Genomic DNA, 26584 nt, shown 5'->3' with positions numbered 1-26584 from the left:
TTATTTCCTTTCTTGATAAGGGATCCGTATTTCTATCCGGGTCGGCTTGTGTTGATGACTGATCTCCAGCTCTCCTCCCAACAAGGTAATCCGTTCGCGAATCGAGTGCAGGTCTTTATCGGAGACTGTGGCAAAGCCGATGCCATTATCTTCTGCGACCATTTCCACACCTGTCTCGGTGGAGCGATAAGAGAGAAGAGCTTGCGTCGCTTTGGCATGTTTGATCATATTGGTAGCTAATTCCAGAGATACCATAGCCAGAGCAGATTCTAGGATCGGCGAGATGCTAGCAGTATCAAGCTCGTTTTGAATCTCCACTTTGATTTGAGCCACTTCCAGCATTTGCTTGACGGTTTCCAACTCTCTTGCCAGGGTTCGCTGCTTTAAGTTCTCGACAATCTCTCGGACTTGGTGCATGGACTCTTGACTGATGGCTTGAATCTCTTGCACCTGCTCCTGCGCCTTCTCAACCTGACCCAATGCTAAGAATTGATCAGCTAGGTCTGCCTTGACACTGAGCATGGCAAAGGTGTGTCCCAGACTGTCATGCAGATCACGGCCAATCCGATGGCGCTCGTTTTCTGCCAGCAAGAGATTGATCTGGGCATTTTGCTTGGCATGGTCAGCTTTCAACTCTTCCATCATCCGAATCCGAACCATGCCGTAAGTCATGGCATGGGTAAAGAAGAAAATGATGATTAAAAATACCCATTCATACTCCATCGCATTCTGTTTGAAAAAGATAACTCCAAAAAGTAGGAATTGCGATAGAAAAACTGTCCAAAGATAAGGAGAGCGAAAATCGCTAATCTCAAAGTGATAGACTAACAGGTTACTGATGAAGAAATAAAACCAAAAATAGTTGGCGTTAATAAAAAGAGTATTTCCTGCTACATAGGCTAGGAGGTACAGCCAACAAATCCAGATCAGCTTCTTGTTTTCAGTAATCAAGATTCCTAGATAGGAAGCAATAAACAAGAGGGCTAAAAAGAAGTGCCAGTAGGGAACCTCACCCAATAAAATAGAGATAAATGGGAATCCCATAAAGACTAGGCTAGCGTAAAACATATAATGGATACGCTTGAGTTTTTCAATCATGAACGAACCTCAGAATGACGACGATAGACGATAACAAGGGCAAACAAGACCAGGGTAAACAAGGTTAAATAGACACTCGCAAAGACATTGACCTGCCCCTTGTTTAAAAAGATCTTGATCAGTTCCATCAATTGATAGGTTGGTAAGCATTTGCCAATGGCTTGCATCCATTCTGGAAATAGGCTAATGGGCATCCATAGTCCACCCATAACAGCCAGTCCCATATAAAGGAGATTCCCCACAACAGACATCAATTGACTAGAAGGAAGCAGGGTCAAGACCAGACCGATCGCTACAAAAGCTAGACTTCCTAAGATGAGAAGGAAGGCTACTAAGACCCAATCCTGCAAGGACATATTCACATGCCGCACCACATGGCCCACGGTAAAGACAACTCCAATCGATAGGAGAAAATCGACAAATAGACCCACAACCTTTATTAGATAATATTCTACCATAGATACGGGGGTATGGCGCAAGACTTTTTGCCAATTATTGAGTCGATCGGTTTCAAGAACGGTTGGAAAAGAAAAGATAGCCGTAGACATCATGGAAAAAGCCGTCATGGAGAGGAGATAATCCCTCATAAAGTGAGCGGGGGCCCCTGGCGTGTCCTGGTACATCCCTGAAAAGAAGAGATAAAAGGCCGTAGGCATCCCAATTGATAACAAGTAATAAATGGCTTGGCGACTGGTCAAATGCCACTCAACCACGCCGAGAGCTTTCATGCGTTTCATCTTCTCTACCTACTTCCTTTGTATTTTCAAAAATAGAATCCAATAAACTTCGATTGGTTACTTCGATTTCTTGGATCGAACATCCTTCTTCTTGCAATCGAATCCACAAACGATTGGCGTCCCGTGTCACAACCTGAAGAGCATCGGGTTTAATGACCACTTCACCAACGCCTTCCATCTCTGCCACTAGAGCTTGGTAGCGCAAAGGCAGGGTAAAATGTTTTTCTACCTCTTCGCTTCTCATAGCGAGTGGTGTCGTATCCCGAAGCAAATGCCCCTGATGCAAGACCAAAATTCGATCAGCCGTGTGCTCTACTTCCTCGATGTAATGGGAAGAATAGACAATGGTCACACCCTCTTCCTTTAAATGCCCGACGATCTCCCAAAAGCGTTGGCGAGTGGACGTATCCATGGCAGACGTTGGCTCATCCAGAAACAGAAGACTGGGACGACCAATCAAGGTCAACACAAAGGATAAAAGACGCTTTTGCCCACCAGACAGCTTACTGGCTAATTGCTTCTTTTGTTCTGGAGTAAAACGCAATAAATCATCGATGTCATTGACCGTTAAAGGGTTGGGATAAATGGAGCGAAAGAAACTGATCAGTTCCTGCACGGTTAGCTTTTGCACGATGGCATTCTCTTGAGGGAGATAAGAGACACTAGCCTTTAACTGAGGATGACCAGGAGCTTTTCCCTCTACTTCAATAGTTCCAGAAGTCGCCTTCATATCTCCCAGCAGACAGTTCATCAAGGTTGTTTTCCCAGCTCCGTTTGGTCCAATCAAGGCCAGACAATCCCCTCTCTCCACTGTGAAAGAAAGATCTTCTAGGATCACCTTTCCTTTGATACTTTTGTTCAAGTTCTCTACTCTAATGACACTCATGAGACTCTCCTTTCAACCAGATTTGACCAGCTGGAATGATGACAAAGACGACCAAGGTCACTCCCCAAACTGTTTGGAAAAACCAGCTAGGAAAATGGGCAGAAAACCAGCCCGTCATCATCTCAGTTGCCCAAAGGAGCAAACACAAAACAGCTACCAATCCAAATTCAAACTTCTTTTTCATTGCTCCATCTCCTTTTTAACAGCCTTGATCATTTTCAATCCTTCCTGAACCGCCCAGCTCATGATGCCAATCCCAGCAAATAATTCCCAAGGAAAATGGTAATAGAGACTATCATCCTTTGAAAAGATCAAATAGACGACCATCCCCACCACTGTTAACGTAAACACTTTATAGAACCATTGTTTCATTTTTCCTTACCTCTTACTTTCTGACTATATTATAGCGAAAGAAAATAACAGCCACTAGATAATTTTGTCACTCGCTCACATGACAAAAGTCACTAAAAAAAGCCAAGTGACTTCACTCGACTTTTTCTATTCTTCTTACTGACCTTCTTCTTTCATGCCATGCAGTTTCAAGGCCTTGACCAAGGCATCTGCCTTCATGTTTTTCAAATCATTGAGACCAGCATCTTTGAAGTAAGAAATTTCTTCAAGAGACTTGGCGTCAATTTGGTTGAGGTCAATCACACTGGTTGAGAGCAATTTTTTCTCTGGTGTGACTGTGTATTCCAAACTAAAACCGGGAACAGTTTTTAGCTTCTTATAGTCTTCATTTTGCTCCAGCAAAGCTTGAATGGCTGCTGTGAGCTCTTCAGGTGACTTTTCTGCTGCGATGGTCCCAAGTTGTTGGGGCAGATCGGCCGTCACTTCGATGCGAAGGTTTTCAACCTTATCTCCCTTAGACTTGATGATATCCCGGTGTTTTGTTCCATTGATATCTCCTACTAAGGTTGTGGTTTTTTCTTCATTTTTTACTTCTTTTTTAACAGAGGAACTGCTAGATGAGCTAGCGGTTGTAGTTTTCTTCGTTTGGGATTGCGAACAACCAGTCAATACCAAAATGGCTAGCCCAAGGGTTACAAAAAATTTCTTCATTTTTATAACTCTCCTTTCACATACTGATACCAGTATAACATATCGCGTCTTTCTTGTCTAAAAACTCCACTGCTCAAACCATTTCCCCCTCTTTTCAAGCTCTTCAATTTGAATAAAAAACTGATGAATGTGAGACTTTTTGCAGAAACTCCTTTTTCTCACGAATAAAGCCTCAGTGGAGGGTTCACTTCAGTCTCAAATCCCTCTGAATCACGCTGCTTTCATAGAGAATCTCCTGGTTTTTCTATATACAAAAAAAGGTTCCGAAAGGAACCTTCTGTTCAATTATTCTACACTAAACAAGTATGGGTAGACGGGTTGGCCACCTTGGTGGATTTCCACTTCTACATCCTCATACTTCTCAGCAAGGACTTGGGCCAATTCATTTGCCAACTCCTCACTGCCGTCTTCACCGACATAGATGGTCACAATTTCACTGTCTTCATCCAACATATGAGCGAATGTTTCTTCCAAGGTTTCCATCATATCTGGATTTGAAACAACGATTTTGCCATCGACCATTCCAAGATTATCATTTTCATGGATTTCAAGCCCATCAATAGTGGTATCGCGAACCGCTGTTGTCACACTACCAGACGCAACATCACCCAATGAAGCGCTCATGCGTTCGTAGTTTTCTTCGATCGATTTGCTTTCATCAAAGGCAAGAAGACTAGTCAATCCTTGAGGGATAGTCTTGGTCTCAACAACTGCTGCAGGTTGATCAATCACTTCTGCTGCAGATTGAGCCGCCATCAAGATATTTTTGTTGTTTGGCAAGATAATGATGTTGCGCGCATTCAACTCTTCAACCGCTTTGACAAAGTCTTCTGTTGATGGGTTCATGGTTTGACCCCCAGAGATGATGTAATCAACTCCTTGCGCTTTAAAGATATCAGCCAATCCGTCACCAGCAACTACTGCGATGATGGCATATTCTTTTTCTTCAACTGGCTTCGCTTGACGCTCTTCTTTTTCAACTTGCGCTTCGTGTTGGTTGCGCATGTTGTCGACTTTCACCTTGACCAAGCTTCCGTACTTAAGACCTTCTTGCATGACAAGACCTGGATCTTCTGTATGGACGTGAACTTTGACAATCTCATCGTCATTCACCACCAATAGGGAATCCCCTAGGTTGTTCAAATAGTTACGGAATTCATCGTAATCGAAATCTTTGACATAGGTTGGACCTTGTTTCAAAGCGACCATGATTTCTGTACAGTAACCAAACTTGATGTCTTCAGTTGCGACATGGCCAGCGACTGACTTGTGGTGTTCTGCATTGATCATTTCTGACATGGTTGCAGGTGTTGCTTGGAACTCTTCAGAAGCGATGAATTCACCTGTCAAGGCTGACAAGAATCCTTCATAGATGAAGACCAACCCTTGACCACCAGAGTCTACCACGCCAACTTCTTTCAAGACCGGCAACATATCTGGAGTCTTCGCAAGAGCTGTTTTAGCACCTTCAAGAGCTGCACGCATGACTTCTACTGCATCGTTGGTAGATTCTGCTTTTTTCTTGGCACCGATGGCTGCCCCACGAGAAACCGTCAAAATGGTTCCTTCAACTGGCTTCATAACGGCTTTATAAGCAACTTCTACCCCAGATTGGAAGGCTGCTGCAAGCGCTGCTCCATCCAATTCTTCTTTGTCTTTGACACTTTGAGAAAATCCGCGGAACAATTGAGAAGTGATAACTCCTGAGTTCCCACGCGCACCCATCAAGAGACCTTTAGCAAAGATTCCTGCTGCTTCTCCAACAGTTGATGCAGAACGGTCAGATACTTCTTTGGCCCCATTTTCGATGGTCATTCCCATATTAGTCCCTGTATCTCCATCTGGTACAGGAAAGACGTTCAAAGAGTTTACATATTCCGCTTGTTTATTTAAGCGCGTAGCCCCCGCTTGAACCATTTCTTGAAATAAACTTGTAGTAATATTAGCCACGATTATTCTCCCACAATCTTGATATTTTGAATATAGACATTCACAGTATCCGTAGTGATTCCAAGTTGATTTTCCAAACTAAATTTCACACGTTCTTGAATATTTTTTGAGACTTCGCTAATCTTTGTTCCATAGCTCAAAACAGTGTAAACATCAACTGCGATAGTTCCTGCTTCCGTTGTTTTGACAACAACACCTTTAGAGAAGTTTTCTTTCCCTAGGAGGGCTTGGAAATTATCTTTGATCGCATTTTTGCTGGCCATTCCAACCACACCGAAGATCTCAGTAGCGGCACCGCCTACAACAGTTGCGATAACCTCATCAGTCAATTCAATTTGACCGTCCTTTGTATTGATTTTTACTGTCATAATTTCTACCTCAAAAGTATTTTATATTCTATTTTACCATAAAAGAGGTCAACTGTAAAAGGGTAGGGACTATTCTTCACCCGCTGTGACAGCTGTCTCTAGAGAAAAAGAAAAGAACCTCTATGAGGTTCTATATTCTTTATTAAACGCGTTCTACTTTACCAGATTTCAATGCACGAGCTGAAGCCCAAACTTTTTTAGGTTTACCATCGATAAGGACAGTTACTTTTTGAAGGTTTGGTTTTACGGCACGTTTTGTTTGGTTCATAGCGTGTGAACGGTTGTTACCTGATACAGTCTTACGACCTGTGAAATAACATACTTTAGCCATTTCTGTGTTTCCTCCTATTAGATCTAATATAACGGATGTGCTAGCACCACATACCGTACTATATTACCAAAAAAAATCTCTCTTGGCAAGCTTTTGGCCAAAGTTTTTCATTTCCGACTTAAGAAAACGAATTCGCTCCGACATAGATAATTTCCAGATTTCCTAAGGAAACATCGCCCGTAATGTAGAAATCCTTGCTTGTCAGAGCACTTGGATTTTCCTGATGTTGGATCGCTGAGAGGGAATTATCCACATTTACATGGACACGCCAATCACTTGGTACATAGAGACTCAAACTTCCAAGGGAAACATCGACAACAAACTGAGCAGATGGACCCTCGATGCGGCAATTGTCAAAATAAACCGATGCTTCTCCCATACTCACATCTGCACTTCCGCGGGTAAAGTGTTGGTCATTGAGATATTTTGTCACTGTTGAAAAAGTGACATCAATGTCATTGCCATCCGACTTACTCATGGACCCAGCAGAATAGGAAGCTAGGCGGGCTTTTGTTTTCTTAGAGGGTTTAAACAAAATGTTGAGCCCAATCACAGCGAGAATTGAGGAAAGGATGACAACTGAATTTGAAACTGGGAGGAAATGGTATTGCCCATTGAGACAAAAGAGGGCTAAAAGTCCATAGATGAAGCCCCAACCAAAATGGCGTTTTAAGAAACTAGAGAGGGACAGGACGGCAAGCAAGGTAACCCAAGCTAAGGTCCAGATGCTGATGTCCCATTTTACAAAATAGCCCTGTAAAAGGAGTAAGGCTGCTAAAAGGATTAAGAATACTCCGATTAATTTTTTTCTCATGATATTACCTCATTTCATTTAGTCGTTCTTTTAAGAGTTGATAGTAGCGTCTGGATACGTGAACCTGCTTATGGGTCTGATAGAAATTGACCGTGCTGGTTCCTGAAAAAGACTTTTCTAGAGAATAGATCTGCTTTGCGTTGACAATGGTGGATTTGGATATCCGACAAAAGGCGATGGGAAGCAGCTCCTCCAACTCATAGAGCTTCTGCTTAACTTCATAGGCCTCGTCCTTGGTGTGACCAAAAATCTTCTCCCCGTCCGTCTCAAAAAAGAGGATCGATGCCACATCCAGAAAATACTCACTTCGATCCTTGTAAAAGGCCAAAGGAGCAACCTTTTGTTCGAGGATTCTCTCTTGCAGCTGGGTCAACTCCGGGGTCAAGCGCGGAGCTCGAATCAAGATCTCAGGCTCGTCCATAGATGGATCCAATTCGATTCTAACTTTCATAAAACTCCTTTCCCAACGTTTTGATAGTACCATTATAACAGCTGTTGAAAACAAAACAAGGGCTTTTCAGTAAGTGGCACGTTTTCCCCATCAAGAGGTCATTTTTGAGAAGTAAAAAAGAGAGTGGGACAGAAATCGGTAATTCGTTAGAATTCGATTTCGTCGTCCCACCTCCGCACAGTTGAGTAGGGCTGTAAAAGCTGATGAAATCAGCATAGTAGAGCCCACTCAACCACTGCGTCTTGCTCGACAATCCAAAGACAATTGAGAGGCTAGGATTTTTATCCCAGCCTCCTTTCTTTATTTATTGCTTTCCTTGTCCGGTAAAAGAAAACTAAGACCTACGCAAGCGAGCACACCTGCTGTGATGACCAGACCATTTGAAACCGGCAGGACATCGTAAATCGCATTTGCGATCATAAATGCGATCAAGGCGCAGATAACACTTGCCTTGTAATCTTTTTTCAAGAGATTTTCAAGTGTAAAGAATGCAAATAAGAGAACAGGAAATAGGGGCCAGATGTTCACATCGAGCTTTGGAAAACCAACCATTCCCATTGTGACAACCGCAAGAGCAACCAAAATAAATCCAAGTCCAAGTAGTTTTTTCATCATCATATACCTCATTTTGATTATTCGGAAGTATTTCTTCCTTTGATGATTCTATGATAGCAGAGAGCTCCTACGGAGACAAGGACTTTTGACTAAGTGGTCAAAAATGGCGCCTATGTGGTCAAAAGAAGGAGCGAGACCGAACGAATATGTGATCACCATTATTCATCGTCTCGCTCCTTCAAAGCAGATTTTTTCTATGCCGATTGCAGGGATCGAACCTGTGACCTACGCGTTACGAGTGCGTTGCTCTACCAACTGAGCTAAATCGGCGATTACCTTCTTAGTATAGCACTCTGATAGCGGATGTCAAGCACTTTTAGTTGATCTTTTTAATCAGAATCTGACATGGATTCTGTGGATCCCATAGTTGCGGAAAAATCTCTAATTTTTTAAAACCAAGACTGCGATAAAAGACATTTGTTCGGTCATAATCTTTATTTGAACCTTCTGCGACTGTTTTGACCTGTAGGTAGTCCACTTGTTTGACTGCTTCTCTTTCTATAGTCGTAATTAATTTCCTTCCAATTCCTTGACCTTGGAATGATTTTTTCACGCCTAGACAGTCAATTTCAGCACAATCTTCACTCGAATATGATAAACTTATAAACCCTACTACATCACTTTCTTGATAAGCAGCCCAAACTCGTAAATCCTTAGCTCCTTCAATGTAGGCTTGCGTGCTTTCTGGTATTCCAAACCATTCTGGCAAATCCCTTAAAATCTCAGCGACAACTGCCATTTTTTGATCTTCACCCTTGACTTCTTTAATTACAAACATCATAAGTTCCTTTCTTGATTTTAGTCTTACTTTACCTCTTACGAACCAGCACTTTCGTAAGCATCCAATCCCCTATCCCAAAGTTTGAGGGAAATAACAAAGAAAACAAGGGAAATCAGAATCAAACCACCAATATTAAAGAGTCCATCCTTGTCCTGCAAGAAATAGCTGGCAGGATAGTAGGCCGTAAAGGCGAAAGGTACAATAAAGCTAATTAACCAACGAAGGAGCGAATTGTAAATAGAAATAGGATACTTGGCAAAATCATTAAACATATAGAAAATGTAAATCATGGCACCTGACTGCTTGGTCCAAAAAGCGATGCTAGCTGTCGCGATTTTTAAAGAAGTGTAAATCAAGGTCGCAAAAGGAATACAGACTAGAAAAATCAGGAATTTTGGAAGAGTCCAAGAGATGCTAGTTACTGTTGTTCCTAATAGAATGCCACCGACCAAGAGTTCACCCAAGGCATCAATCTGAAAGGTCTCAACGAGGATGTGAAAGAGAGGATTGATAGGACGAGTCAGATACTTGTCAAACTCCCCTTTTCGAACTAGTCGTTGACCTAAAGCCCAGAGATTGTCAAAAAAGAGATGATCTAGTCCCTTTGGAATTAAGGAAAATCCATAGATAAAGGCAATTTCTTGAAAAGTCCAACCTTCTAGGGAGGGAATGTGTTGAAAGATGACATTGAGAAACAAGAGGTTCAGGCCTTGAGTCAGAAAGACTCCCAACACACCAACCACAAAATCTACCTTGTATTCCATGATTTGCTTGATATACTGTCTGATAAAAATCAGATGCATGCGTTGATATTTTTTCATACTAACCTCCCTGAATGGTGATAAATGACTGGACTCGTTTCCAAATCAACTGAGACAAGCCCACCATCACTATAAGCCAGAAAAGCTGAAGCAAAAGTGCTTGAAGAATCTGACTAGCATCGTATTTTCCAACAATAATCATGACCGGAGTGTAAATTAAGGATGAGAAAGGTAAGAAGGACAGAATATCTGAAATGACCTTTGGAAAGAAAGCCAAGGGGATCAAACTCCCAGACATAAAGGCCACTATGGAAGTCTTAAGTAGGTTGGAACCCCATAAATTTTTAAATACAAAGGCTGAAAATCCAAAGCAAATATTAAAGAAAAAGTTAATCAGATAAGCCAGGGTTAAGCTAAAGAGATAAAGGGTAGTTAGTCCCAGCACTTCTACAATCCCTTGCCCAGATAAGATTTTCATCAAAACAATGACACTTAAAAATGGCAGTCCAACAGAGATAAAAATCAACCACTTGGAACCAAGCTCCGTAAAGAGGTAAGAAGCCGCAAAATGCACTGGTCGCAACAAGCGCATGATAATGGAACCATCCTTGACCTCATCACCAATCATAAAGGAAGAATCCGACCTAGTCAGAAGATTAGTCACAAAACTCATGATGATGTAGAGGGTGATATCCGCCATACTGAAGCCCTGAATCAAAGGCTCCTGGGAGGAATCAAAGACAGCCTTCCATAGATAAAAAGCCACAAAAGCACCCATGACATCGCCAATCCGATAAAGAATAAAGTTGACTCGATAGCTAATCAACTCCTGAATCCCTGCATTGATAAAGGGTTTATAACGTCTCCACAATTTGACCATCTTAGAGCTCCTTTCGATAGAAGCGACGGATAATATCTTCAATATCCGTATCTACCATCTTCAAATCACGGATCTCAAAATCAGATAAGGTTTGCTTGATAATATCGGCCGACTGGTAGCGGGAACTATCGAATTCAATATTGAGAGTATTTCCTTGTCTATCAATGGACATATCAGGCAAGCCCTCATAATGAGAGACGAGATGATTTTGACCTGGCGTCAGGTCAAAGGAGAGAGTCTTCATCTTTCCAAAGGTCTCCTTGAGCTGGCTAACCGTTCCATCAAAAATCTCTTGCCCCTTATCAATCATAAAAATCCGATCACAGAGTTGCTCAATATCACTCAAATCATGAGTAGTCAAGAGAATAGTTGTCTCTTCCTCCTGATTAATCTGGGTAATGGCCCGACGAATGTTGTCCTTGACCGACACATCCAAACCAATAGTCGGTTCATCTAAAAAGAGAACTTTGGGATTGTGAAGCAAGGAAGCCGCAATATCCGCCCGCATCCGTTGACCTAGTGAAAGAGTCCGCACAGGATCCTTGATAAATTCCTTCAAATCCAAAACTTCATTCAAAAAGTCCATGCGCTTATGGAAAAGCGAGTCCGGTACATCATAGATCTCTTTCAAAACCGTGTAGGTCTCTTGCAGAGCCAAATCCCACCATAACTGGGTGCGTTGTCCGAAAACGACTCCAATATCCTTGACATAATCTTGGCGATTATCCTGCGGAATCTTGCCGTTAATCCGACAAAAGCCAGATGTGGGCTTCAAAATTCCTGTCAGCATTTTGATGGTGGTTGACTTCCCAGCACCATTTGCCCCGATAAATCCTAAAATCTGCCCTTTTGGAACTTCAAAAGTTAAATCCTTGACCGCTTCAAAGGTCTGCTTTTCAGGATGAATAAAGGAGCGCAAGGCTCCCTTTAACCCCGGCTCCTTAACTGTCTTCACAAAATTTTTCCGAAGATGTTGCACTTCTATCATTGCCATATCTATCTCCCTATCGTAAGAAGCAACATTGTATTTTTGACTACAAATATTCTAAATCCTTACTTTCTACACTTACTCAATATTATTACAGAAGGCTTTATACCAACCTATTATAATCCAATAAAAAAAGGAATGCAAGCGTTTGCTTATAGATTATGAAATTAGAGATTTCTCTCTTAAAATGAAACTTTTAATCAAAAATTCTGTTAAATAGTTTCCTTAAGACACCAAAAAACCTGCCCTTAGGGGCAGGCTTATTGTTAAGAAAAAGAATTTTTTTAATCGAGAAAATTAACGATTCTACTGTTAATCCTTCAGCATTTAATTATTATCATCAGTCTCAATGGATTTTTAAGCCCTCAATTATTCTCTAAAAATTCTTTAATACGAGAAACAATAGCATCGCTTTGATAATGATAGAGGTCGTGAGGCGCATCCATATAGTCGACTTGAACATTAGACTGGTCGCTTGCAAATCTCTCTGCATAACGTTGCCACTCTGATTGGCTAAAGGTCGTGCCTTCACCGTTAGAAACCAGGAGTAAGGCTGGAATTTTCGGATTAATGCTAGATGGAACTTTCTTGGCATTTTCCTTTGCCAAACGGGATTCATGAAGCATGGCTTGTGACATCAACTGCTTATATGCTAGTAATTTATATTGTTGTCGTTCAGTTTCAGTCAGAGTTGGATTTTTTATATAAAAGGACTCTGGGAAATAACGGAGCAGGCCAATCTTACTCGTCCAATAGGCTAAGGTTATGAGAGTTGGGTGTTCTTTTAAATCTTCATAACTCGCTGGCAAGGCCCAATCCAGGCCAATCAAAGCCTTCACTTCATTCGGATATTTCTCTTGCCAAGCAAGACTCTCTAAACTAGCCATAGAATGCGAAATAATCACATAAGGACCTGAAACATGAGCTTGCGACAAAGCTTGACGGGTCTCAGAAAGGACCTCCATCACATCTCTTGAACGATCACTATCTTGGCTAAAACCATATCCTGCTCGCTCCACGACAACAACCTTGTATTTTTTGGATAGGGGATCTGATAGATTCTTAAAGTCTAGGATAGGAGAGGCGATACCTGCACCAGAAAGAAAAACGATTGTTTGAGGCCCTTCTCCTTTAATAGAAACATTCATTCGATGTCCATTGACTGTCACTTGTTTACCAATGGGTGTGAGAAGCTTACTTTCATTTCGTAAACTGACTTGATGAAAAACAAATGTAGCACCTAAAAAGAGCAGGAGAAAGCCACAAACGATCCAGCTCCACAGTTTGAATTTTTTCATAGGCATATTGTACAAAAATTAACCCCTGGAAGCAACCTTTCCCAAACAAAAAAACAAGATCCACATGGGACCTTGCTTTCCTGTTTTTAATTAAGCTTTGCCTTCTGAACCGAATACGTCGATACGTTCTTCAACAGCTGCTGTAATTGCTTCGAAACCTGGTTTCAAGAATTTACGTGGGTCGAAGAGTTTCTTCTTGTCGTATTCTGCTTCGTTTGCATCGTATTCACGTACGAATTGACGAGTAGCATTTGCAAATGCGATTTGGCATTCAGTGTTAACGTTAACTTTTGCAACACCAAGTTTGATAGCTGCTTGGATTTGATCATCAGGGATACCTGATCCACCGTGCAATACGATTGGGAATCCTGGAACAGCTTCAGTCAATTTTTGCAAGTGGTCAAGGTGAAGACCTTTCCAGTTTGCTGGGTAAGGACCGTGGATGTTACCGATACCTGCAGCCAAGAAGTCGATTCCTGTAGCAACCATTGCTTTAGCATCTTCGATTGGTGCCAATTCACCGTCACCGATGATACCGTCTTCTTCACCACCGATAGTACCAACTTCAGCTTCTACTGAGATACCTTTAGCATGAGCTTTTTCAACGACATCTTTCGCCAATTTAAGGTTTTCTTCAACTGGAAGGTGTGAACCGTCAAACATGATTGAAGTGTAACCAGCTTCAATACATTCAAGAGCATCGTCGTAGTGACCATGGTCAAGGTGAATAGCAACTGGTACAGTGATACCCATTGATTCTACAAGGTTTTCAATAAGGGCTTTACATACTTTGTAACCACCCATGTATTTAGCAGCACCCATAGAAGTTTGGATAAGTACTGGAGCTTTCTTAGCTTCTGCTGCACGCAAGATAGCTTGAGTCCACTCAAGGTTGTTTGTGTTAAATCCACCAACTGCATAACCATTGTCACGAGCTGCTTGGACAAATTTTTCTGCTGAAACGATTGCCATGTGTAATAGGCCTCCTATAAATTTTTGTGGGATTGATCCCACTTACATTGTTTATTTTATCACTTTTTAGATGAAATTGCTAGCTTTTCCTGTGTCTTTAAGCACTTTCTTATGATAAATAGGGCGGAATCTCCTATCTCCTAAGGCTTTCACCCTAGCAAATAAGGAAAAGAGAGTGGGACAGAAATCGGTAATTCGTTAGAATTCGATTTTGTCGTCCCACCTCCGCACAGTTGAGTAGGGCTGTAAAAGCTGATGAAATCAGCGTAGTAGAGCCCACTCAACCACTGCGTCTTGCTCGACAATCCAAAAACAATTGAGAGGCTAGGACTTTTGTCCCAGCCTCAATTCTCTTCTTTATTTTTTTTTAGCGAAAGGAGAAAGGCGATCCCGCAAATCACAAGGAGTACTGCTACAACCCATTGAGAATAGAAATAAGCAGCAAATAACTGACTGTCGGTAAATATTTTTCCAAGAAGTCCGTTTAGCACTCCCTCAAGAAAGGGAATATTCTCACACACTGCAAGGATTGACGCAAGAAAGAGTATACTGCCTGCTATCAGAAAAAGATGAAGAATCCATTTTTTGATTCTTTTTTTATCTCTGAGCAGATACTTAGAAGCAATCGCCACTAAAAAAATGAAAACATTCCATATGTTTAAGGCGATAAAATATCTAAAAGTATCCTTGTATGCACCTATCCCCATCGCTAAAATCAGGATAGGACCGAAAAAATTAATGGCACTTCCCAATAGTGCAAAGAGGCCATCGGCCAAAACCAGATCCTTTTTCTTCATTTTCTCACCTCATCTCACACCTATTCTACCACAAAGAAATTTGAAAACAAAAAAAGATAGCCGAAGCTATCTTGATTATCCGATGCGGAGAGAGGGACTTGAACCCTCACGACCTAAAGCGGTCACAGGATCCTTAGTCCTGCGCGTCTGCCAATTCCGCCATCCCCGCGATTGAGTACTTTACTAGTATATCAATCAACGACTTTTTTGTCAAGATTTTTTTCAAACTTTTTTCAGAGTTTGTCATTTTTTCACAAAAAGGGAGTGGGAAAGAACTCCGACTAATTAAAAAGAGTTCGTCTTCCCACCCCCGCACAGTTGATTAGGTCATCTTTGGAGCTTGAAAAGCGAACAAAGATGCCAATCAACCACTGCGTCATGTAGTTATTACTATTATAGTCCAAAGGCTGGACACTTATTGCCCAGCCTTGATTCTTATTTGCTATCGTGGTTTTCAACTGCCGCTGTGATAAAGGCTGTGTAAAGTCCTTCTGGGCGGTTTGGACGGCTTGACAATTCTGGGTGGTATTGGCAAGCGACAAAGAATTTGTTTTCTGGGATTTCAACGATTTCGACCAAACGGTTGTCTGGTGAAACGCCTGAGAAGACAAATCCTGCTTCTTCGAACTGTTCACGGAAAGCATTGTTAAACTCATAACGGTGACGGTGGCGACGTTGCACCACTTCTTGATTGTCATAGGCAGCTGCTGCTTTTGAGCCTCGTTTGAGTTTAGATGGGTAAAGACCGAGACGGAGCGTTCCTCCCATGTCTTCCACATCGATCTGGTCCCGCATGATATCGATAATCGGATACTTAGTTCCTGGATCCAATTCGGACGAATTAGCTCCTTCTAAGCCTAAAACGTGACGGGCAAATTCGATACAGGTTAACTGCATACCCAAGCAGACACCCAACATTGGGACGTCCTGTTCACGCGCATACTTGATGGCTTGAATTTTTCCTTCTGTTCCCCGTTGGCCAAAACCACCTGGGACAATGATCCCATCCGCATCTCCAAGGAGTTCTGCCACATTTTCAGCTGTCACATCATTGGCATTGACCCAATTAATCTTGACTTCTGCATCATTAGCATAACCTGAGTGCTTCAAGGCCTCAACGACAGAAATGTAGGCATCTTGCAATTCCACGTATTTTCCAACCAAGGAAATCTTGACCTGCTTCTTAAGGTTCATGACCTTATCGACCATCGCAGACCATTCTGTCATATCTGCTGCAGGAACATCCAATTTCAAATGGTCACAAACAATTTGGTCCATATTTTGTGCTTGCAAGTTCAATGGGATTTGGTACAAATGCTCCACATCAAGAGACTCAATGACTGCTTCAGGTGCGACATCACAGAATTGAGCCAACTTGTTCTTAATTCCTTGACCAGCTGGTTTTTCTGTACGGATGACCAACATATTTGGTTGAATTCCTAGACCACGCAATTCTTTCACAGAGTGTTGCGTCGGCTTGGTTTTCATTTCTCCCGCAGCTTTTAAGTAAGGTAGAAGAGTGGTGTGGATGTACATAACGTTTTCAGCACCAACATCTGCCTTCATTTGACGAAGAGCTTCAAGGAATGGAAGGGACTCAATATCTCCAACTGTTCCTCCGACTTCTGTGATGATGACATCTGAATCCGTCGTCGTCGCTGCTCGTTTGATCTTTTCTTTCAAGGCATCTGTAATATGAGGAATAACCTGTACAGTCGCGCCCAAGTATTCTCCACGACGTTCCTTTCGAAGGACTTCGCTATAAATTTTCCCTGTTGTCACATTTGAGTACTTATTCAGATTGATATCAATGAAGCGTTCATAGTGACCAAGGTCCAAGTCTGTCTCTGCGCCATCGTCTGTGACAAATACTTCCCCGTGTTGGTAAGGACTCATCGTCCCTGGGTCAATATTGATATAAGGGTCAAATTTTTGGATGGTCACTTTCAATCCACGATTTTTGAGCAAGCGACCAAGACTTGCTGCGACAATCCCTTTCCCGATGGATGATACGACACCACCCGTGACAAAAATATATTTTGTTGACATGTGCTTTCCTCTTCTTCTAATGTTGTAGAGGCCATTCCTCTTTGCAGAAAAAACAAAAATAGCTCCCTAATCCTTAGGGAGCTCCGACCTCAAAATGAGGTGCCCGAACAATATCTTACCGCAAATGGTCTACTTTGTCAAATTGAAAATTTCATGAAAATAATTTTCGCTGTTTACACGACCTTTTCCACTCCATTTTGTGTGACGAGAAATTTCTCAAATTGAAGCTGAGGCATGCAAAGAGCAAGGTCCTTGTGGATTCGTTCTAGCGCTTCTAAACGCATCTCGACTGACGTCTCGGTATTTCCTTGGATGACAAAGAGGGCGTTTTGCGTAGTCTCCTCAAATTTGTAATGGTCACTATCGCGTACATCCAACCAAGCCAGAACTCCTTTTTGATCCCGGTAGACAGGATCTGTCGGTGCGACATGTTTTTCACTAGAAAGGATAGGGAGGAAGAGATCGTCTCTTTGACTCACTGTAAATTCAATCGGTCCCTCAATCTTATCTAGGTCATGTCCTCCAATTGCGAGAAAGGACTTCAGAGATTCGACATTATAGATATCGATGATGCTATTGATCTGAGGAAGAGCTCCTCGATGCTGGATGTTTCGGATAAGAGCTAGGACTGTTGGGGGATTTTTCTTGATGCTACGCCCTACTTTTTGCAAGAGGTCTGTATACCCTTTAATGACAGGAGATGCCACTACTTCTTCTGTCTGACACTGGAGCGCCCATTGTTCAAGCGCTTTCTTCTTTTCAAGAAAAGAAGGGGGCAGGACTGCTTGGGGATCCACATTTCTAGCAATTCCGACCACAACCGTATCAATACCAAGAGCTACTAAACTTTGATCTAAACGAAAGTCCATCTGAACACCTCCTATTTAGGAATCCTTACACGTTTATCATACGCCATTTCGCCACTTTTTTCAATGCAAACAAAAAGAGAGTGGGACAGAAATCGGTAATTCGTTAGAATTTGATTTCGTCGTCCCACCTCCGCACAGTTGAGTAGGGCTGTAAAAGCTGATGAAATCAGCGTAGTAGAGCCCACTCAACCACTGCGTCTTGCTCGACAATCCAAAAACAATTGAGAGGCTAGGACTTTTGTCCCAGCCTCTTCTTATGATTTATTCTTCTTCCTCGTCTTCAGAATCCTCTTCTTCGTCGTCTTCTTCGCTTAATTCAACTTCCTCACCCAAATCATCTGGTACGATTTCATTGATTTCAGCATCGTAAGCTTCGACTTCACTCTTTTCATCGTCTGGATTTTCTTCATCATATGAAAGAGCTGGATCTGCTTCGTAAACTTCTTCGTCTTCTGGATCGTCGTCGTTGTAGTCGATCGCATCCTCGTCTCCATCCATGAAGGCATTGACACGTTTTTTCTTCCGTTTCTTAGGAGCTTCATCTTCGTCTGTTTCTTCAAGAGCGATGATTTCTTCGTCAACTTCATCGATGGCATACCATGAACGAAGACCCCATTTGTTATCTCCAAGTGGGATAAAGCTTCCATCTACATTCAATTCTGTGTAGAACAATGGGAGGGCTTCACGGATCTCGCTGTTTGATTTTTCAAGGTAATTTTGAATTTCATTTACAAGATCGCTAAAGTACATTTCATGGTCACGTCCGCGTAATTCCAAAATCGCACGCGCCACTTCAATCATAGAAAGTTCACTTTTTTCTTGTCCAGCAAATACTTCTAATTCCAAGGGTAAATCTCCTTATGTTTCATTTCCTAAATGGAGAAGGATCCGGTCTTCAACCTCATCCTATCCTCAATGATAGATTGAAAACTTCTCGTCACTAAATCTATCACGCATTTTATCGTTACACTCTATTGTACGATAAATTTCCCCTTTCGTCAAAGGAAAATTCCAGGATTCTCCACGAAATCAGAAAAAAGAAGAGCCTCACGGCTCTTCTTTTTAATCTCAATTATTTTACTTTTGCTGTGCTTGTGATTACGTTCACTGCTTTCTTCACTGTGATGTCATGTTTCAACATTTCTGGTGAAAGAAGGTTGCGAACTTGTTCAACTGGCATGTTGTAATCTGCTGCCAATTGTTCGATTTCAGCGTTGATTTCTTCTTCAGTTGCTTCGAAGCCTTCTGCTTTCGCTACTGCTTCAACCACAAGGTTTGTCTTCGTACGGCTTTCAGCTTCTGCTTCGTATTGTTTGTGAAGATCTTCTTGAGTTGTTCCAGTGATTTGGAAGTACATTTCAGGTGAGATACCTTGACGTTGCATGTTTCCAAGGAACTCGTTGATTGAACGGTGTACTTCTTCGTGGATCATTTCTTCTGGAAGGTCAACGATTTCAGCGTTTTCAACTGCTAGATCGATTGCTGCTGCTTCTACTGCATCGTTGTATGCTTCTTCTTTAGCTGCTGCCAATTCTTTGCGGTATTTTTCTTTCAATTCGTCAAGAGTTTCAACTTCTTCGTCGATGTCTTTTGCCAATTCATCGTCAAGAGCTGGTACTTCTTTTGCTTTTACTTCGTGGATAGTTGTCACGAATTTCGCTTCTTTACCTGCAAGGTCAGCTGCTTGGTAGTCTTCTGGGAATGTTACGATCACGTCAACTGTTTCACCAGCAGAGTGTCCAACCAATTGGTCTTCGAAACCTGGGATGAATTGACCTGAACCAAGTCCAAGTGAGAAGTTGTCACCTTTACCACCGTCGAATTCAACACCGTCGATAGAACCTACGAAGTCGATCACAACTGTGTCACCTTCTGCTGCAGCACCTTCTTTAACAACCAATTCAGCCAAGTTGTTGCGTTCGCGTTCGATACGAGCATCCACATCAGCGTCTGTTACTTCTTTAGAAACTTCTACTGATACTTCAAGGTCTTTGTAAGCACCCAATTTTGCTTCAGGTTTTGTGACAACAGCTGCTGTCAATGTCCAGTCTTGACCTTTTTCCATAGATACAACATCGAAAGTTGGTTGTGCTACAACTTCGATTCCAGCTTCTTTAACAGCTGCTTCATATGCTGCTGGAAGAAGATCGTTCAAAGCATCTTGGTAAAGTGCTTCTTCACCAAAACGTTGGTTGAAGATTGGACGTGGAATATGACCTTTACGGAATCCAGGTACGTTCAAAGTTTTCTTAACTGACTCAAACACACGGTCCAAAGCAGGTTTGATTTGCTCTTGGCTGATTGTGAAAGTCAATACACCGTGGTTAGTTTCTTTGTTTTCAAATGATACAGACATTCTGTCTCTCCTTAAAATAATATAGTCATTCCTTATAATTTTACCACAAAACTTTGAAATTGCAAGTTTTAAAACGTTTTTGCCTCTCTTTTCATCCAAAAAAACTAGCCCTTAAAAGCTAGTTCTGATTATGATTTTCGGATGGGATCATCGAGGTAGAGAGCACGGGCCCCACCGATCAATTTTGGCCGACTGGCGAGGGCTGTGACATGGGCTCCACCTAGTTCACGCAAGATAGGGCGAATCGGAACTTGCACGTGTTTGACATGCATCCCTACTGAGGTATCTCCGATGTCTAACCCGGCTTGAGCTGTGATGAATTCCACTTCAACAGGATCCTTAAAATACTTGAAAGCTGCGAGTTGTCCAGCACCTCCTGCATGGAGACTCGGAAGGACATTGACGATTTCTAGCTCCTTCTTGTCCGCCAACTCTCTTTCGACCACTAAGGCGCGATTGAGATGCTCACATCCTTGTACCGCCAGATAAATCCCCCTTGGATTCAACTCATCTAGCAAGGTCTGGACAATAGCTTCAGCAATGTCGATGTTGGAGGCCTTTCCAATTTGCCCTCCTGCAACTTCACTTGAAGACATCCCGAGAACTAGAATCTGTCCTTGGTGGAGACGGCTTTTTCCCAAGACATCTACCAAGATTTCTTTTGTATCCTTCTTCAGTTGCTCCAGATCCATGAATTAGCTTCCTTTCTTTTGAAATGCATAATAGACCACATAGCCTAAAGCCATTCCAACAAAATTCTGAGCGAGGTTATTCGGAATGTCCGAGATAGCAGCACCCCAGCCATTGCCTAAAAAGAGAGCAGAAGCTAGTGCGTAACCGCCTACCATCACGACTGTCGCAAGGAGCAAGCCTAGGTAACGAGCTTTTCCCTTGAAGCCAGCGAAATAGCCTTGCCCCCCGTGAAAGAGGAGGCTAAAGAACATCCACTGAGGATAGCCTGAAATCAGATCGAGTAAGAAGGCTCCGACACCACCGACAATAGCACCTTCCTTACGCCCAAAATAGAAGGCTGTGAAATAAACGCCAAGATCTAGCAGGGTGACGATCCCTGTCGGAGTTGGAAGTTTGGTATAGTAGCCGAGTACAACTGTCAAGGCTGTCAAAATAGAAAGGCGGGCAATGAGTTGAGTTCGATTAGATGTCATATTGTACTACTCCATACTGGTCTGAATGTTGAATCGCTTGGAAAACAAAGTCTTTAGAGGCTTTAACAGCTTCAAGCGGTGATTTCCCTCTTACCAACTGGCTGGAAATGCTAGACGCAAAGGTACAACCAGCTCCTGTATTGTTCTTTTCTAAGACCGGCTCTTCAATAACGGTGAAGTCTGTCCCATCATAAAAGACATCGATGGCCTTTTCTTTATTGAGACGATTCCCTCCTTTGACCACGACATTCGCTGCTCCTAATTCGTGGAGCTTGCGCGCTGCCGCCTTCATATCGTCGAGCGATTGAATCTTGCTTTGGGTCAAGATCTCAGCTTCTGGTAAGTTTGGCGTGATGATGGTCACATAAGGGAAGAACTTGATCAATTCGTCTCGAAGAGCTGAGACTTCCACATCATGGCTTTCCTTGCAGACCAATACAGGATCTAGTACTACAGGGATCTCCGCATGGGCTTTGACATAGTCCAAGGCTAAGTCTGCCACTTCGACATTTGGCAAAAGACCGAGTTTAATAGCAGAAAAAGGAACATCCTTGAGAGAGTTGAGCTGTTGCGTAAAGGTCGTTGGATCCACCGGAATCACTTCAAAACCGTTCTCCGTCATAGCGGTCAAACAAGTTACCGCTACAAAACCATGCTGTTTATTAGTCGTATAAGTTGCAAGGTCTGCGTGAAGACCTCCCCCACTAAAAATATCATTTCCTGAAATAGCTAGAATCAATTCATTACTCATAACGGATCTCCTTTAAATATAAGCCATTTGGCGCTGCTGTAGGACCTGCTAGATTGCGGTCCTTCTTTTCCAAAATCAGATCGATCTGCTCGATTGGCATCCGATCATTTCCGATCTTCAACAAAGTTCCCACCATATTGCGGATTTGCTTGTAGAGAAAACCATTGCCCGAAAAGGTAAAGACAAGGCGATGATGTTCTGCATCCTCGACCAAGCGAGCCTCTGTAATCGTACGAACCTTATCTTCCACGCTGGTTCCTGAAGCTGTGAAACCGCTGAAATCATGGGTTCCCTCCAACTTTTGGATGGCTGCTTGCATCTTTTCCACATCCAAAGGATAAGGATAGTGGGTGGCATAGTGGCGCATCATGGGGTTCTTGGGACGACCATAATCCACGATGAATTCATAGGTTTTGCTGTGCTTCTTGTAGCGTGAGTGAAAGTCATCTTCTACTTGCTCCACTCGGATGAAATCAATATCCTCTGGGGTTTGGGTATCGAGGGCAAAGCGAAGCTTCTCCTCGTCCCGCGCTTGGGGGAGATCAAAATGAATCACCTGGCCAAGAGCATGGACACCGGAATCCGTTCGCCCCGCTCCATGAACGGTAACAGGGGTTCCTTGATTGAGGCGCGTCAAGGTCTTCTCGATTTCCTCCTGCACACTACGGGCATGCGGTTGGCGTTGAAACCCTGCAAACAAGGTCCCGTCATATGAAATGGTTGCTTTGTATCGTGTCATGGTTCTATTTTAGCAAGATATAGAAGGGGTTACAAGAGTGAAAAAACCAAACTGTCCGGGTACAGTTTTGCAAACACAAAAAGAGGCTGGGACAAAAGTCCTAGCCTCTCAATTATTTTTGGATTGTCGAGCAAGACGCAGTGGTTGAGTGGGCTCTACTACGCTGATTTCATCAGCTTTTACAGCCCTACTCAACTGTGCGGAGGTGGGACGACGAAATCGAATTCTAACGAATTACCGATTTCTGTCCCACTCTCCTAACTTCGACCTGTTACAAGTCAACTAAGTCTCAGTCTCTTTTTTTATTTTTCAAGTCCATTCCTGCTGCTCCTAAGATCGCTCCTAGTAAAGCGAGTCCAAGTGCAGATTCCACTCCTGTTTCTGGAAGTTGCTTGTGAGAGTTTACTGCTTCTGAACGAACCTCTTTTTCCACAGCTGCTGGAATTGGCGTTGGGGTATTTACTGGTTGATTCTTCGAGACCACTTGAGGCGTTGAAGGATCTGGAACCATTTTATTTACAAGCACGTCTGACTTCACTGGTGCTTCTACTGAAGGGCTTGCTGGAGTCACAACCTCTTTGGTACCGACTTCAACAATTTCTGCAACTGGCTCTTTAGCAACTTCTGTAGCGATCACTTTTCGACTTTGATCAAGTGCCGAAACCTCTACATACTCAAGACCTTGCCCTTTAACCCCAGCCTGGATCACTCTGCGTTCTCCTTTAGCGAGATCTGGATTGGTCCGTTCCACAAGGTCAAAATCAGGTTCTTTCTCCACGATGTCAAGACTTGGTTTGTCTTCCACTAGGGCTTTGACGTCATTTTCAGCCAAGCTACCTACTTGCGTGATTGGCTTGAGCCCCGCAAGGGCTTGAGTCAGAGCAGCCACTTCTTGATCCACCTGATCTTGATGAGCACGGCTCACATTCCAATTCAAGTTATCTAAGACTTTCGCAAGTGCTGCGCGCGATTCTGGTGTGTATATGTCTAGATCTGTTGGCACCGTAGCAACTGCTTTTCTAAGAGCAGTGAAGTCCGCCTTGAAATAGTCCTTGTTATGGTTGGCAAAAGCTTCCATGAGATCAAAGACATTTTTTTCGATGTATTCTTCACTTGGGGTATCACACCAAACAGCTACCATGCTACCGACCATCGGCAAAGATGTTTCTGGATATGTTGTACTTGGGAGTTGTCTAAATGGAGTAGCAGCTGCATTGGCAATCGCTTTTTCAATATAACCACCACCCGTTTCAGGTGTTCTTCCCAAAACATAGTACCAGTCTCCGTTAGTATTAAGGAATTTATAGCCCTTATCTGCCAAATACTGTGGAGATGCGAGGTTATAGCCCCACCATCCTTTAGACCAGTATGAAATCAAGACGTCCTTGTCAAAAGCAACATCATCTTCATCTCCATAATAGAATCCATCGTTAAAGGCCATTGGCTGCAAGCCTTTTTCACGCGCCATAGCTGCAAGACTATTGGAATACTCCGCAAATTTACCATAGAGATCATACCACTTGAGGTAGTACCAGCCTTGCGCACTGGTAGCGTCATTGGCATATTCATCTGTTCCATAGTTAAAGATCTTAGACTTGTCTTTGAAGTAGTCCATGTATTTGCCAATCAAGGCTTTGGTAAAGTTGACTGCTGCCTCATTGGTCAAATCCATAGTTGTTTTTGAAACCGTATCAAAGCTGGCTTGTGGATTTTCAATGCCCAATTTTTCCATGGCCACCAACAAAGCATCCATGTGGCCAGGACTATTGACTGCCGCAATCAAGCCGATTCCTTTAGCAGTAGCATAAGCATGGAGTTCATCCATTTCTGCTTGGGTCAAAGCTTGACCATTTGGATCATCGTAATAGGCCTTGGTGCCTTCTAGAATGGCCTTTTTCACATCGTCACTAGCATAAGTCTTGCCATTGGCTTCCACCGTCATATCATCGAGTACGAAGCGCATGCCATCATTTCCGACAAGGAGGTGCAAGTCAGAATAACCCAGCTCACTGGCCTTATCTACGATCCGTTTCAACTGATCCAGCGAGAAGTATTTGCGCCCTGCATCGATCGAGATGACCTTCTTCATGGCAAGTTTTTCCGCTGCTTCTTTTGCAGCAACTTCTTTCGCGTAGCTTTCCGTATACACCAAAGCATCTTGAGCTGCTTTGAAATGGTCGATCAAGGTTTTGGCCTCTGCTCGAGTGGTGTTTGCTCCTGCCCCTTCTAAAGCTTTTTTAGCTGCCGTAAAGGCTACTAGAGATTCCGGTGTATAGTGGTCCAAATCAGTTGGAGCTTCTGAAAGAGCTTTTTCGACGACTTCAGGATCTGCTACAAAGTAGTCCGCATTCTTGTCCGCGAAAGCATGCATGAGCTTAAAGAGAAGGTCTTTTTTGTAGGTTGCAGATGGCGTATCTGCCCAGGCAGCTACCATGCCACCGATGAAGGGCACCTTAGCCCCATCATTTTTTTGAACCACATCAATCGCTGACTTGGAAATTCCTTCGAGACCTTGATCGAGGTTGTACCAACCAGATCCAGCCTTGTCCCGTCCAAGCACATAATACCATGCATCATTGGTATTAAGAATCTGATGACCTAGTTCAGACAAGAGTTTTGAAGAAGCGACATCATAGCCGTTCCAGCCACCTGTCCAGTAGGACACAATGATATCCTTGTCAAAAGTGCCATAGGAAGTATCGCCATTGTAGTAGATTCCATCATTGAAGGCCATTGGTTTCATCTTGTGTTTTTTCACAATAGCTGCTAGATCATTAGCATATTGGATGAATTTTTCATAGCCTTTTTCTGGATAGCCTTCACCTGGCCAATGCTTGCTGGCTTGGAGAACCTGCCAACCATGGGCATCTGTAGCATCGTTGGCATATTCATCCAAACCAATATTGAAAATGTCTGCCTTGCCGCTGAAATAAGCCGCATACTTGTCTACCAAAGCCTTGGTGAAGTCTAAGGCTTTTTGGTTGTCCAAATCAACTGTCCGTGCTGATTTCTTTGTACCAAAATAATTAAAGTGAGGGTTTTCGATACCCAATTGTTCCATGGCCGTCAGAATCGCATCCATGTGACCTGGACTATTAATGGTTGGGATGACACCTACTTTCTTCGATTTGGCGTAAGCCAAAATATCATCCATTTGAGCCTGGGTCAAAGCTGTCCCGTTCGGATCATCGTAATAAGCTTTTGTCCCTTTTTCAACCGCATCCGTCACGGCTTGGCTAGAATAAGAAGTATCTCCCACTTTCAAAGACATATCATCCAGCACAAAGCGCAAGCCGTCATTTCCAACTAGAAGATGCAAGTCTGTATAGCCCGTTTTACTTGCTTCATCAATGATTTCCTTGATTTGGTCTGGTGAGAAGTACTTGCGACCGGCATCGATCGAAACAATCTTTTTCTTGGCTAATTTTTCTTCCTGATCAGGATCTTTAGCAGGCGTTTCCGTCGCTGCTGTCGCTGGTTGAGCTGCCACATCCGACTCTGCGACAGAGCTCGCTTCTTCGCGAATCAAACGGTTAAGATCTGATACCCGCAATTCACGATCAGGCAGTGTCGGTTGACTTTGATCGACGATTGGGGCAGGAGCCGTTGGTTTTTCTACTGTTGGCTGAGAAGCTTCCTCATTAAGGGAAATCGTTGACTCACCCTCGCTTGGCTGAGTCGGAACTGTCGTTGAAGGACTGTCTGTAGTCGTTGGCGTATCAGCTGCTACAACATTCGCACCAGCAAAAAATCCTATGAGCACCGAAGCAGCTCCTACTGCATACTTGCGAATCGCATAACGTGGTTGATGTGATTTCATCAGGACCTCCTAAATTGTCTTTGTAATCGTTTTCTTAAATTTACC

28 protein-coding genes and 2 tRNA genes are annotated in these 26584 nt (G+C 42.9%); all 30 read right to left on the bottom strand.

All coding sequences use genetic code 11. From position 1 onward, the window contains the following. Positions 1-1098 (bottom strand): sensor histidine kinase, encoded by a 1098-nt coding sequence (locus GMC92_RS09985; protein ID WP_155200289.1) that lies wholly within the window; start codon positions 1096-1098, stop codon positions 1-3. After that, complete coding sequence (locus GMC92_RS09980) at positions 1095-1835, bottom strand: ABC transporter permease (RefSeq protein WP_155200288.1); 741 nt, start codon at positions 1833-1835, stop codon at positions 1095-1097. Before GMC92_RS09980 ends, GMC92_RS09985 begins: the two co-directional genes overlap by 4 nt. Beyond that, a complete protein-coding gene (locus GMC92_RS09975) occupies positions 1804-2721 on the bottom strand; it encodes an ABC transporter ATP-binding protein (RefSeq protein WP_155200287.1) in 918 nt (305 codons plus the stop codon). Before GMC92_RS09975 ends, GMC92_RS09980 begins: the two co-directional genes overlap by 32 nt. After that, complete coding sequence (locus GMC92_RS09970) at positions 2708-2905, bottom strand: hypothetical protein (protein ID WP_049503950.1); 198 nt, start codon at positions 2903-2905, stop codon at positions 2708-2710. Before GMC92_RS09970 ends, GMC92_RS09975 begins: the two co-directional genes overlap by 14 nt. Continuing rightward, positions 2902-3093 (bottom strand): hypothetical protein, encoded by a 192-nt coding sequence (locus tag GMC92_RS09965; RefSeq protein WP_014712940.1) that lies wholly within the window; start codon positions 3091-3093, stop codon positions 2902-2904. The genes GMC92_RS09970 and GMC92_RS09965 overlap by 4 nt, the downstream gene beginning before the upstream one ends. Positions 3094-3228: 135 nt before the next feature. After that, positions 3229-3783: an SP0191 family lipoprotein gene (locus GMC92_RS09960; RefSeq protein WP_023919327.1), complete on the bottom strand. Its 555-nt coding sequence runs from the start codon at positions 3781-3783 to the stop codon at positions 3229-3231. Between the two features lie 285 nt (positions 3784-4068). Further along, positions 4069-5733 (bottom strand): DAK2 domain-containing protein, encoded by a 1665-nt coding sequence (locus GMC92_RS09955; RefSeq protein ID WP_049503952.1) that lies wholly within the window; start codon positions 5731-5733, stop codon positions 4069-4071. 2 nt (positions 5734-5735) lie between these two features. Further along, positions 5736-6101, bottom strand: a complete 366-nt coding sequence (locus tag GMC92_RS09950) for an Asp23/Gls24 family envelope stress response protein (RefSeq protein WP_003004393.1) — start codon at positions 6099-6101, stop codon at positions 5736-5738. Positions 6102-6243: 142 nt separating this feature from the next. After that, positions 6244-6432 carry a 50S ribosomal protein L28 gene (gene rpmB / locus GMC92_RS09945; protein WP_001140948.1) on the bottom strand — a complete coding sequence of 63 codons (189 nt, stop codon included), beginning with the start codon at positions 6430-6432 and terminating at the stop codon, positions 6244-6246. A gap of 118 nt (positions 6433-6550) precedes the next feature. Then, on the bottom strand, positions 6551-7246 hold the full coding sequence (locus GMC92_RS09940) for a LiaF transmembrane domain-containing protein (RefSeq protein WP_070665165.1): 696 nt from the start codon (positions 7244-7246) through the stop codon (positions 6551-6553). 4 nt (positions 7247-7250) lie between these two features. Beyond that, the gene (locus GMC92_RS09935) at positions 7251-7697 is read right to left on the bottom strand and encodes a LytTR family DNA-binding domain-containing protein (RefSeq protein WP_003004160.1); all 447 of its coding nucleotides are present in this window, start codon (positions 7695-7697) and stop codon (positions 7251-7253) included. 300 nt (positions 7698-7997) lie between these two features. Continuing rightward, on the bottom strand, positions 7998-8309 hold the full coding sequence (locus GMC92_RS09925) for a LiaF transmembrane domain-containing protein (protein ID WP_049471759.1): 312 nt from the start codon (positions 8307-8309) through the stop codon (positions 7998-8000). A gap of 200 nt (positions 8310-8509) precedes the next feature. Then, a tRNA-Thr gene (locus tag GMC92_RS09920) sits at positions 8510-8582 on the bottom strand. 46 nt (positions 8583-8628) lie between these two features. Further along, positions 8629-9090 carry a GNAT family N-acetyltransferase gene (locus tag GMC92_RS09915; RefSeq protein ID WP_023919330.1) on the bottom strand — a complete coding sequence of 154 codons (462 nt, stop codon included), beginning with the start codon at positions 9088-9090 and terminating at the stop codon, positions 8629-8631. 38 nt (positions 9091-9128) lie between these two features. Continuing rightward, on the bottom strand, positions 9129-9914 hold the full coding sequence (locus tag GMC92_RS09910; protein ID WP_023919332.1) for an ABC transporter permease: 786 nt from the start codon (positions 9912-9914) through the stop codon (positions 9129-9131). Between the two features lies 1 nt (position 9915). Further along, positions 9916-10734 (bottom strand): ABC transporter permease, encoded by an 819-nt coding sequence (locus tag GMC92_RS09905; RefSeq protein ID WP_003017344.1) that lies wholly within the window; start codon positions 10732-10734, stop codon positions 9916-9918. 1 nt (position 10735) lies between these two features. Continuing rightward, positions 10736-11728, bottom strand: a complete 993-nt coding sequence (locus GMC92_RS09900) for an ABC transporter ATP-binding protein (protein ID WP_070660809.1) — start codon at positions 11726-11728, stop codon at positions 10736-10738. A gap of 359 nt (positions 11729-12087) precedes the next feature. Then, on the bottom strand, positions 12088-13026 hold the full coding sequence (locus GMC92_RS09895) for an alpha/beta fold hydrolase (protein ID WP_070665163.1): 939 nt from the start codon (positions 13024-13026) through the stop codon (positions 12088-12090). 84 nt (positions 13027-13110) lie between these two features. Continuing rightward, a complete protein-coding gene (locus GMC92_RS09890; protein WP_003004573.1) occupies positions 13111-13992 on the bottom strand; it encodes a class II fructose-bisphosphate aldolase in 882 nt (293 codons plus the stop codon). A 344-nt stretch (positions 13993-14336) separates the two neighbouring features. Continuing rightward, positions 14337-14789: a hypothetical protein gene (locus GMC92_RS09880; protein WP_155200286.1), complete on the bottom strand. Its 453-nt coding sequence runs from the start codon at positions 14787-14789 to the stop codon at positions 14337-14339. Between the two features lie 83 nt (positions 14790-14872). Next, positions 14873-14958, bottom strand: a tRNA-Leu gene (locus GMC92_RS09875). Between the two features lie 266 nt (positions 14959-15224). After that, positions 15225-16838, bottom strand: a complete 1614-nt coding sequence (locus GMC92_RS09870; RefSeq protein ID WP_023919338.1) for a CTP synthase — start codon at positions 16836-16838, stop codon at positions 15225-15227. A 173-nt stretch (positions 16839-17011) separates the two neighbouring features. After that, positions 17012-17707 carry a B3/B4 domain-containing protein gene (locus GMC92_RS09865; RefSeq protein ID WP_023919339.1) on the bottom strand — a complete coding sequence of 232 codons (696 nt, stop codon included), beginning with the start codon at positions 17705-17707 and terminating at the stop codon, positions 17012-17014. A 261-nt stretch (positions 17708-17968) separates the two neighbouring features. Then, a complete protein-coding gene (rpoE, locus tag GMC92_RS09855; protein ID WP_021154455.1) occupies positions 17969-18553 on the bottom strand; it encodes a DNA-directed RNA polymerase subunit delta in 585 nt (194 codons plus the stop codon). A 226-nt stretch (positions 18554-18779) separates the two neighbouring features. After that, entirely contained in the window at positions 18780-20063 is a 1284-nt protein-coding gene (gene tig, locus GMC92_RS09850) for a trigger factor (protein WP_155200285.1), read from the bottom strand. A 128-nt stretch (positions 20064-20191) separates the two neighbouring features. Then, positions 20192-20755: a TIGR01440 family protein gene (locus GMC92_RS09845; protein ID WP_023919341.1), complete on the bottom strand. Its 564-nt coding sequence runs from the start codon at positions 20753-20755 to the stop codon at positions 20192-20194. Between the two features lie 3 nt (positions 20756-20758). Beyond that, entirely contained in the window at positions 20759-21229 is a 471-nt protein-coding gene (locus GMC92_RS09840; RefSeq protein WP_003010175.1) for an ECF transporter S component, read from the bottom strand. Then, positions 21219-21980: a bifunctional hydroxymethylpyrimidine kinase/phosphomethylpyrimidine kinase gene (locus GMC92_RS09835; RefSeq protein ID WP_155200284.1), complete on the bottom strand. Its 762-nt coding sequence runs from the start codon at positions 21978-21980 to the stop codon at positions 21219-21221. Before GMC92_RS09835 ends, GMC92_RS09840 begins: the two co-directional genes overlap by 11 nt. Beyond that, the gene (truA, locus tag GMC92_RS09830; RefSeq protein WP_070590501.1) at positions 21973-22719 is read right to left on the bottom strand and encodes a tRNA pseudouridine(38-40) synthase TruA; all 747 of its coding nucleotides are present in this window, start codon (positions 22717-22719) and stop codon (positions 21973-21975) included. Before truA ends, GMC92_RS09835 begins: the two co-directional genes overlap by 8 nt. A 289-nt stretch (positions 22720-23008) precedes the next feature. Beyond that, on the bottom strand, positions 23009-26539 hold the full coding sequence (locus tag GMC92_RS09825) for a family 20 glycosylhydrolase (RefSeq protein ID WP_155200283.1): 3531 nt from the start codon (positions 26537-26539) through the stop codon (positions 23009-23011). Between the last annotated feature and the right edge of the window lie 45 nt (positions 26540-26584).

The organism is Streptococcus parasanguinis (assembly GCF_009717775.1).
Lineage (GTDB): Bacteria > Bacillota > Bacilli > Lactobacillales > Streptococcaceae > Streptococcus > Streptococcus parasanguinis_AG.
Note: the sequence above shows the minus strand (reverse complement) of the source record. Positions and strands in the feature narration are given on the sequence as shown.

Bases quoted from the DNA above. Each gene is read 5' to 3' on its own strand.
- GMC92_RS09935 (WP_003004160.1), bottom strand. From the start codon at position 7,697: ATGAAAGTTAGAATCGAATTGGATCCATCTATGGACGAGCCTGAGATC.
- GMC92_RS09835 (WP_155200284.1), bottom strand. From the start codon at position 21,980: ATGAGTAATGAATTGATTCTAGCTATTTCAGGAAATGATATTTTTAGT.
- GMC92_RS09915 (WP_023919330.1), bottom strand. From the start codon at position 9,090: ATGTTTGTAATTAAAGAAGTCAAGGGTGAAGATCAAAAAATGGCAGTT.
- GMC92_RS09865 (WP_023919339.1), bottom strand. From the start codon at position 17,707: ATGGACTTTCGTTTAGATCAAAGTTTAGTAGCTCTTGGTATTGATACG.
- rpmB (WP_001140948.1), bottom strand. From the start codon at position 6,432: ATGGCTAAAGTATGTTATTTCACAGGTCGTAAGACTGTATCAGGTAAC.
- GMC92_RS09890 (WP_003004573.1), bottom strand. From the start codon at position 13,992: ATGGCAATCGTTTCAGCAGAAAAATTTGTCCAAGCAGCTCGTGACAAT.
- GMC92_RS09840 (WP_003010175.1), bottom strand. From the start codon at position 21,229: ATGACATCTAATCGAACTCAACTCATTGCCCGCCTTTCTATTTTGACA.
- GMC92_RS09910 (WP_023919332.1), bottom strand. From the start codon at position 9,914: ATGAAAAAATATCAACGCATGCATCTGATTTTTATCAGACAGTATATC.
- GMC92_RS09925 (WP_049471759.1), bottom strand. From the start codon at position 8,309: ATGAAAAAACTACTTGGACTTGGATTTATTTTGGTTGCTCTTGCGGTT.
- GMC92_RS09940 (WP_070665165.1), bottom strand. From the start codon at position 7,246: ATGAGAAAAAAATTAATCGGAGTATTCTTAATCCTTTTAGCAGCCTTA.
- GMC92_RS09905 (WP_003017344.1), bottom strand. From the start codon at position 10,734: ATGGTCAAATTGTGGAGACGTTATAAACCCTTTATCAATGCAGGGATT.
- GMC92_RS09870 (WP_023919338.1), bottom strand. From the start codon at position 16,838: ATGTCAACAAAATATATTTTTGTCACGGGTGGTGTCGTATCATCCATC.
- tig (WP_155200285.1), bottom strand. From the start codon at position 20,063: ATGTCTGTATCATTTGAAAACAAAGAAACTAACCACGGTGTATTGACT.
- GMC92_RS09880 (WP_155200286.1), bottom strand. From the start codon at position 14,789: ATGAAGAAAAAGGATCTGGTTTTGGCCGATGGCCTCTTTGCACTATTG.
- GMC92_RS09970 (WP_049503950.1), bottom strand. From the start codon at position 2,905: ATGAAAAAGAAGTTTGAATTTGGATTGGTAGCTGTTTTGTGTTTGCTC.
- GMC92_RS09895 (WP_070665163.1), bottom strand. From the start codon at position 13,026: ATGCCTATGAAAAAATTCAAACTGTGGAGCTGGATCGTTTGTGGCTTT.
- GMC92_RS09975 (WP_155200287.1), bottom strand. From the start codon at position 2,721: ATGAGTGTCATTAGAGTAGAGAACTTGAACAAAAGTATCAAAGGAAAG.
- GMC92_RS09985 (WP_155200289.1), bottom strand. From the start codon at position 1,098: ATGATTGAAAAACTCAAGCGTATCCATTATATGTTTTACGCTAGCCTA.
- truA (WP_070590501.1), bottom strand. From the start codon at position 22,719: ATGACACGATACAAAGCAACCATTTCATATGACGGGACCTTGTTTGCA.
- GMC92_RS09965 (WP_014712940.1), bottom strand. From the start codon at position 3,093: ATGAAACAATGGTTCTATAAAGTGTTTACGTTAACAGTGGTGGGGATG.
- GMC92_RS09960 (WP_023919327.1), bottom strand. From the start codon at position 3,783: ATGAAGAAATTTTTTGTAACCCTTGGGCTAGCCATTTTGGTATTGACT.
- GMC92_RS09900 (WP_070660809.1), bottom strand. From the start codon at position 11,728: ATGGCAATGATAGAAGTGCAACATCTTCGGAAAAATTTTGTGAAGACA.
- GMC92_RS09825 (WP_155200283.1), bottom strand. From the start codon at position 26,539: ATGAAATCACATCAACCACGTTATGCGATTCGCAAGTATGCAGTAGGA.
- GMC92_RS09980 (WP_155200288.1), bottom strand. From the start codon at position 1,835: ATGAAACGCATGAAAGCTCTCGGCGTGGTTGAGTGGCATTTGACCAGT.
- GMC92_RS09845 (WP_023919341.1), bottom strand. From the start codon at position 20,755: ATGGATCTGGAGCAACTGAAGAAGGATACAAAAGAAATCTTGGTAGAT.
- GMC92_RS09950 (WP_003004393.1), bottom strand. From the start codon at position 6,101: ATGACAGTAAAAATCAATACAAAGGACGGTCAAATTGAATTGACTGAT.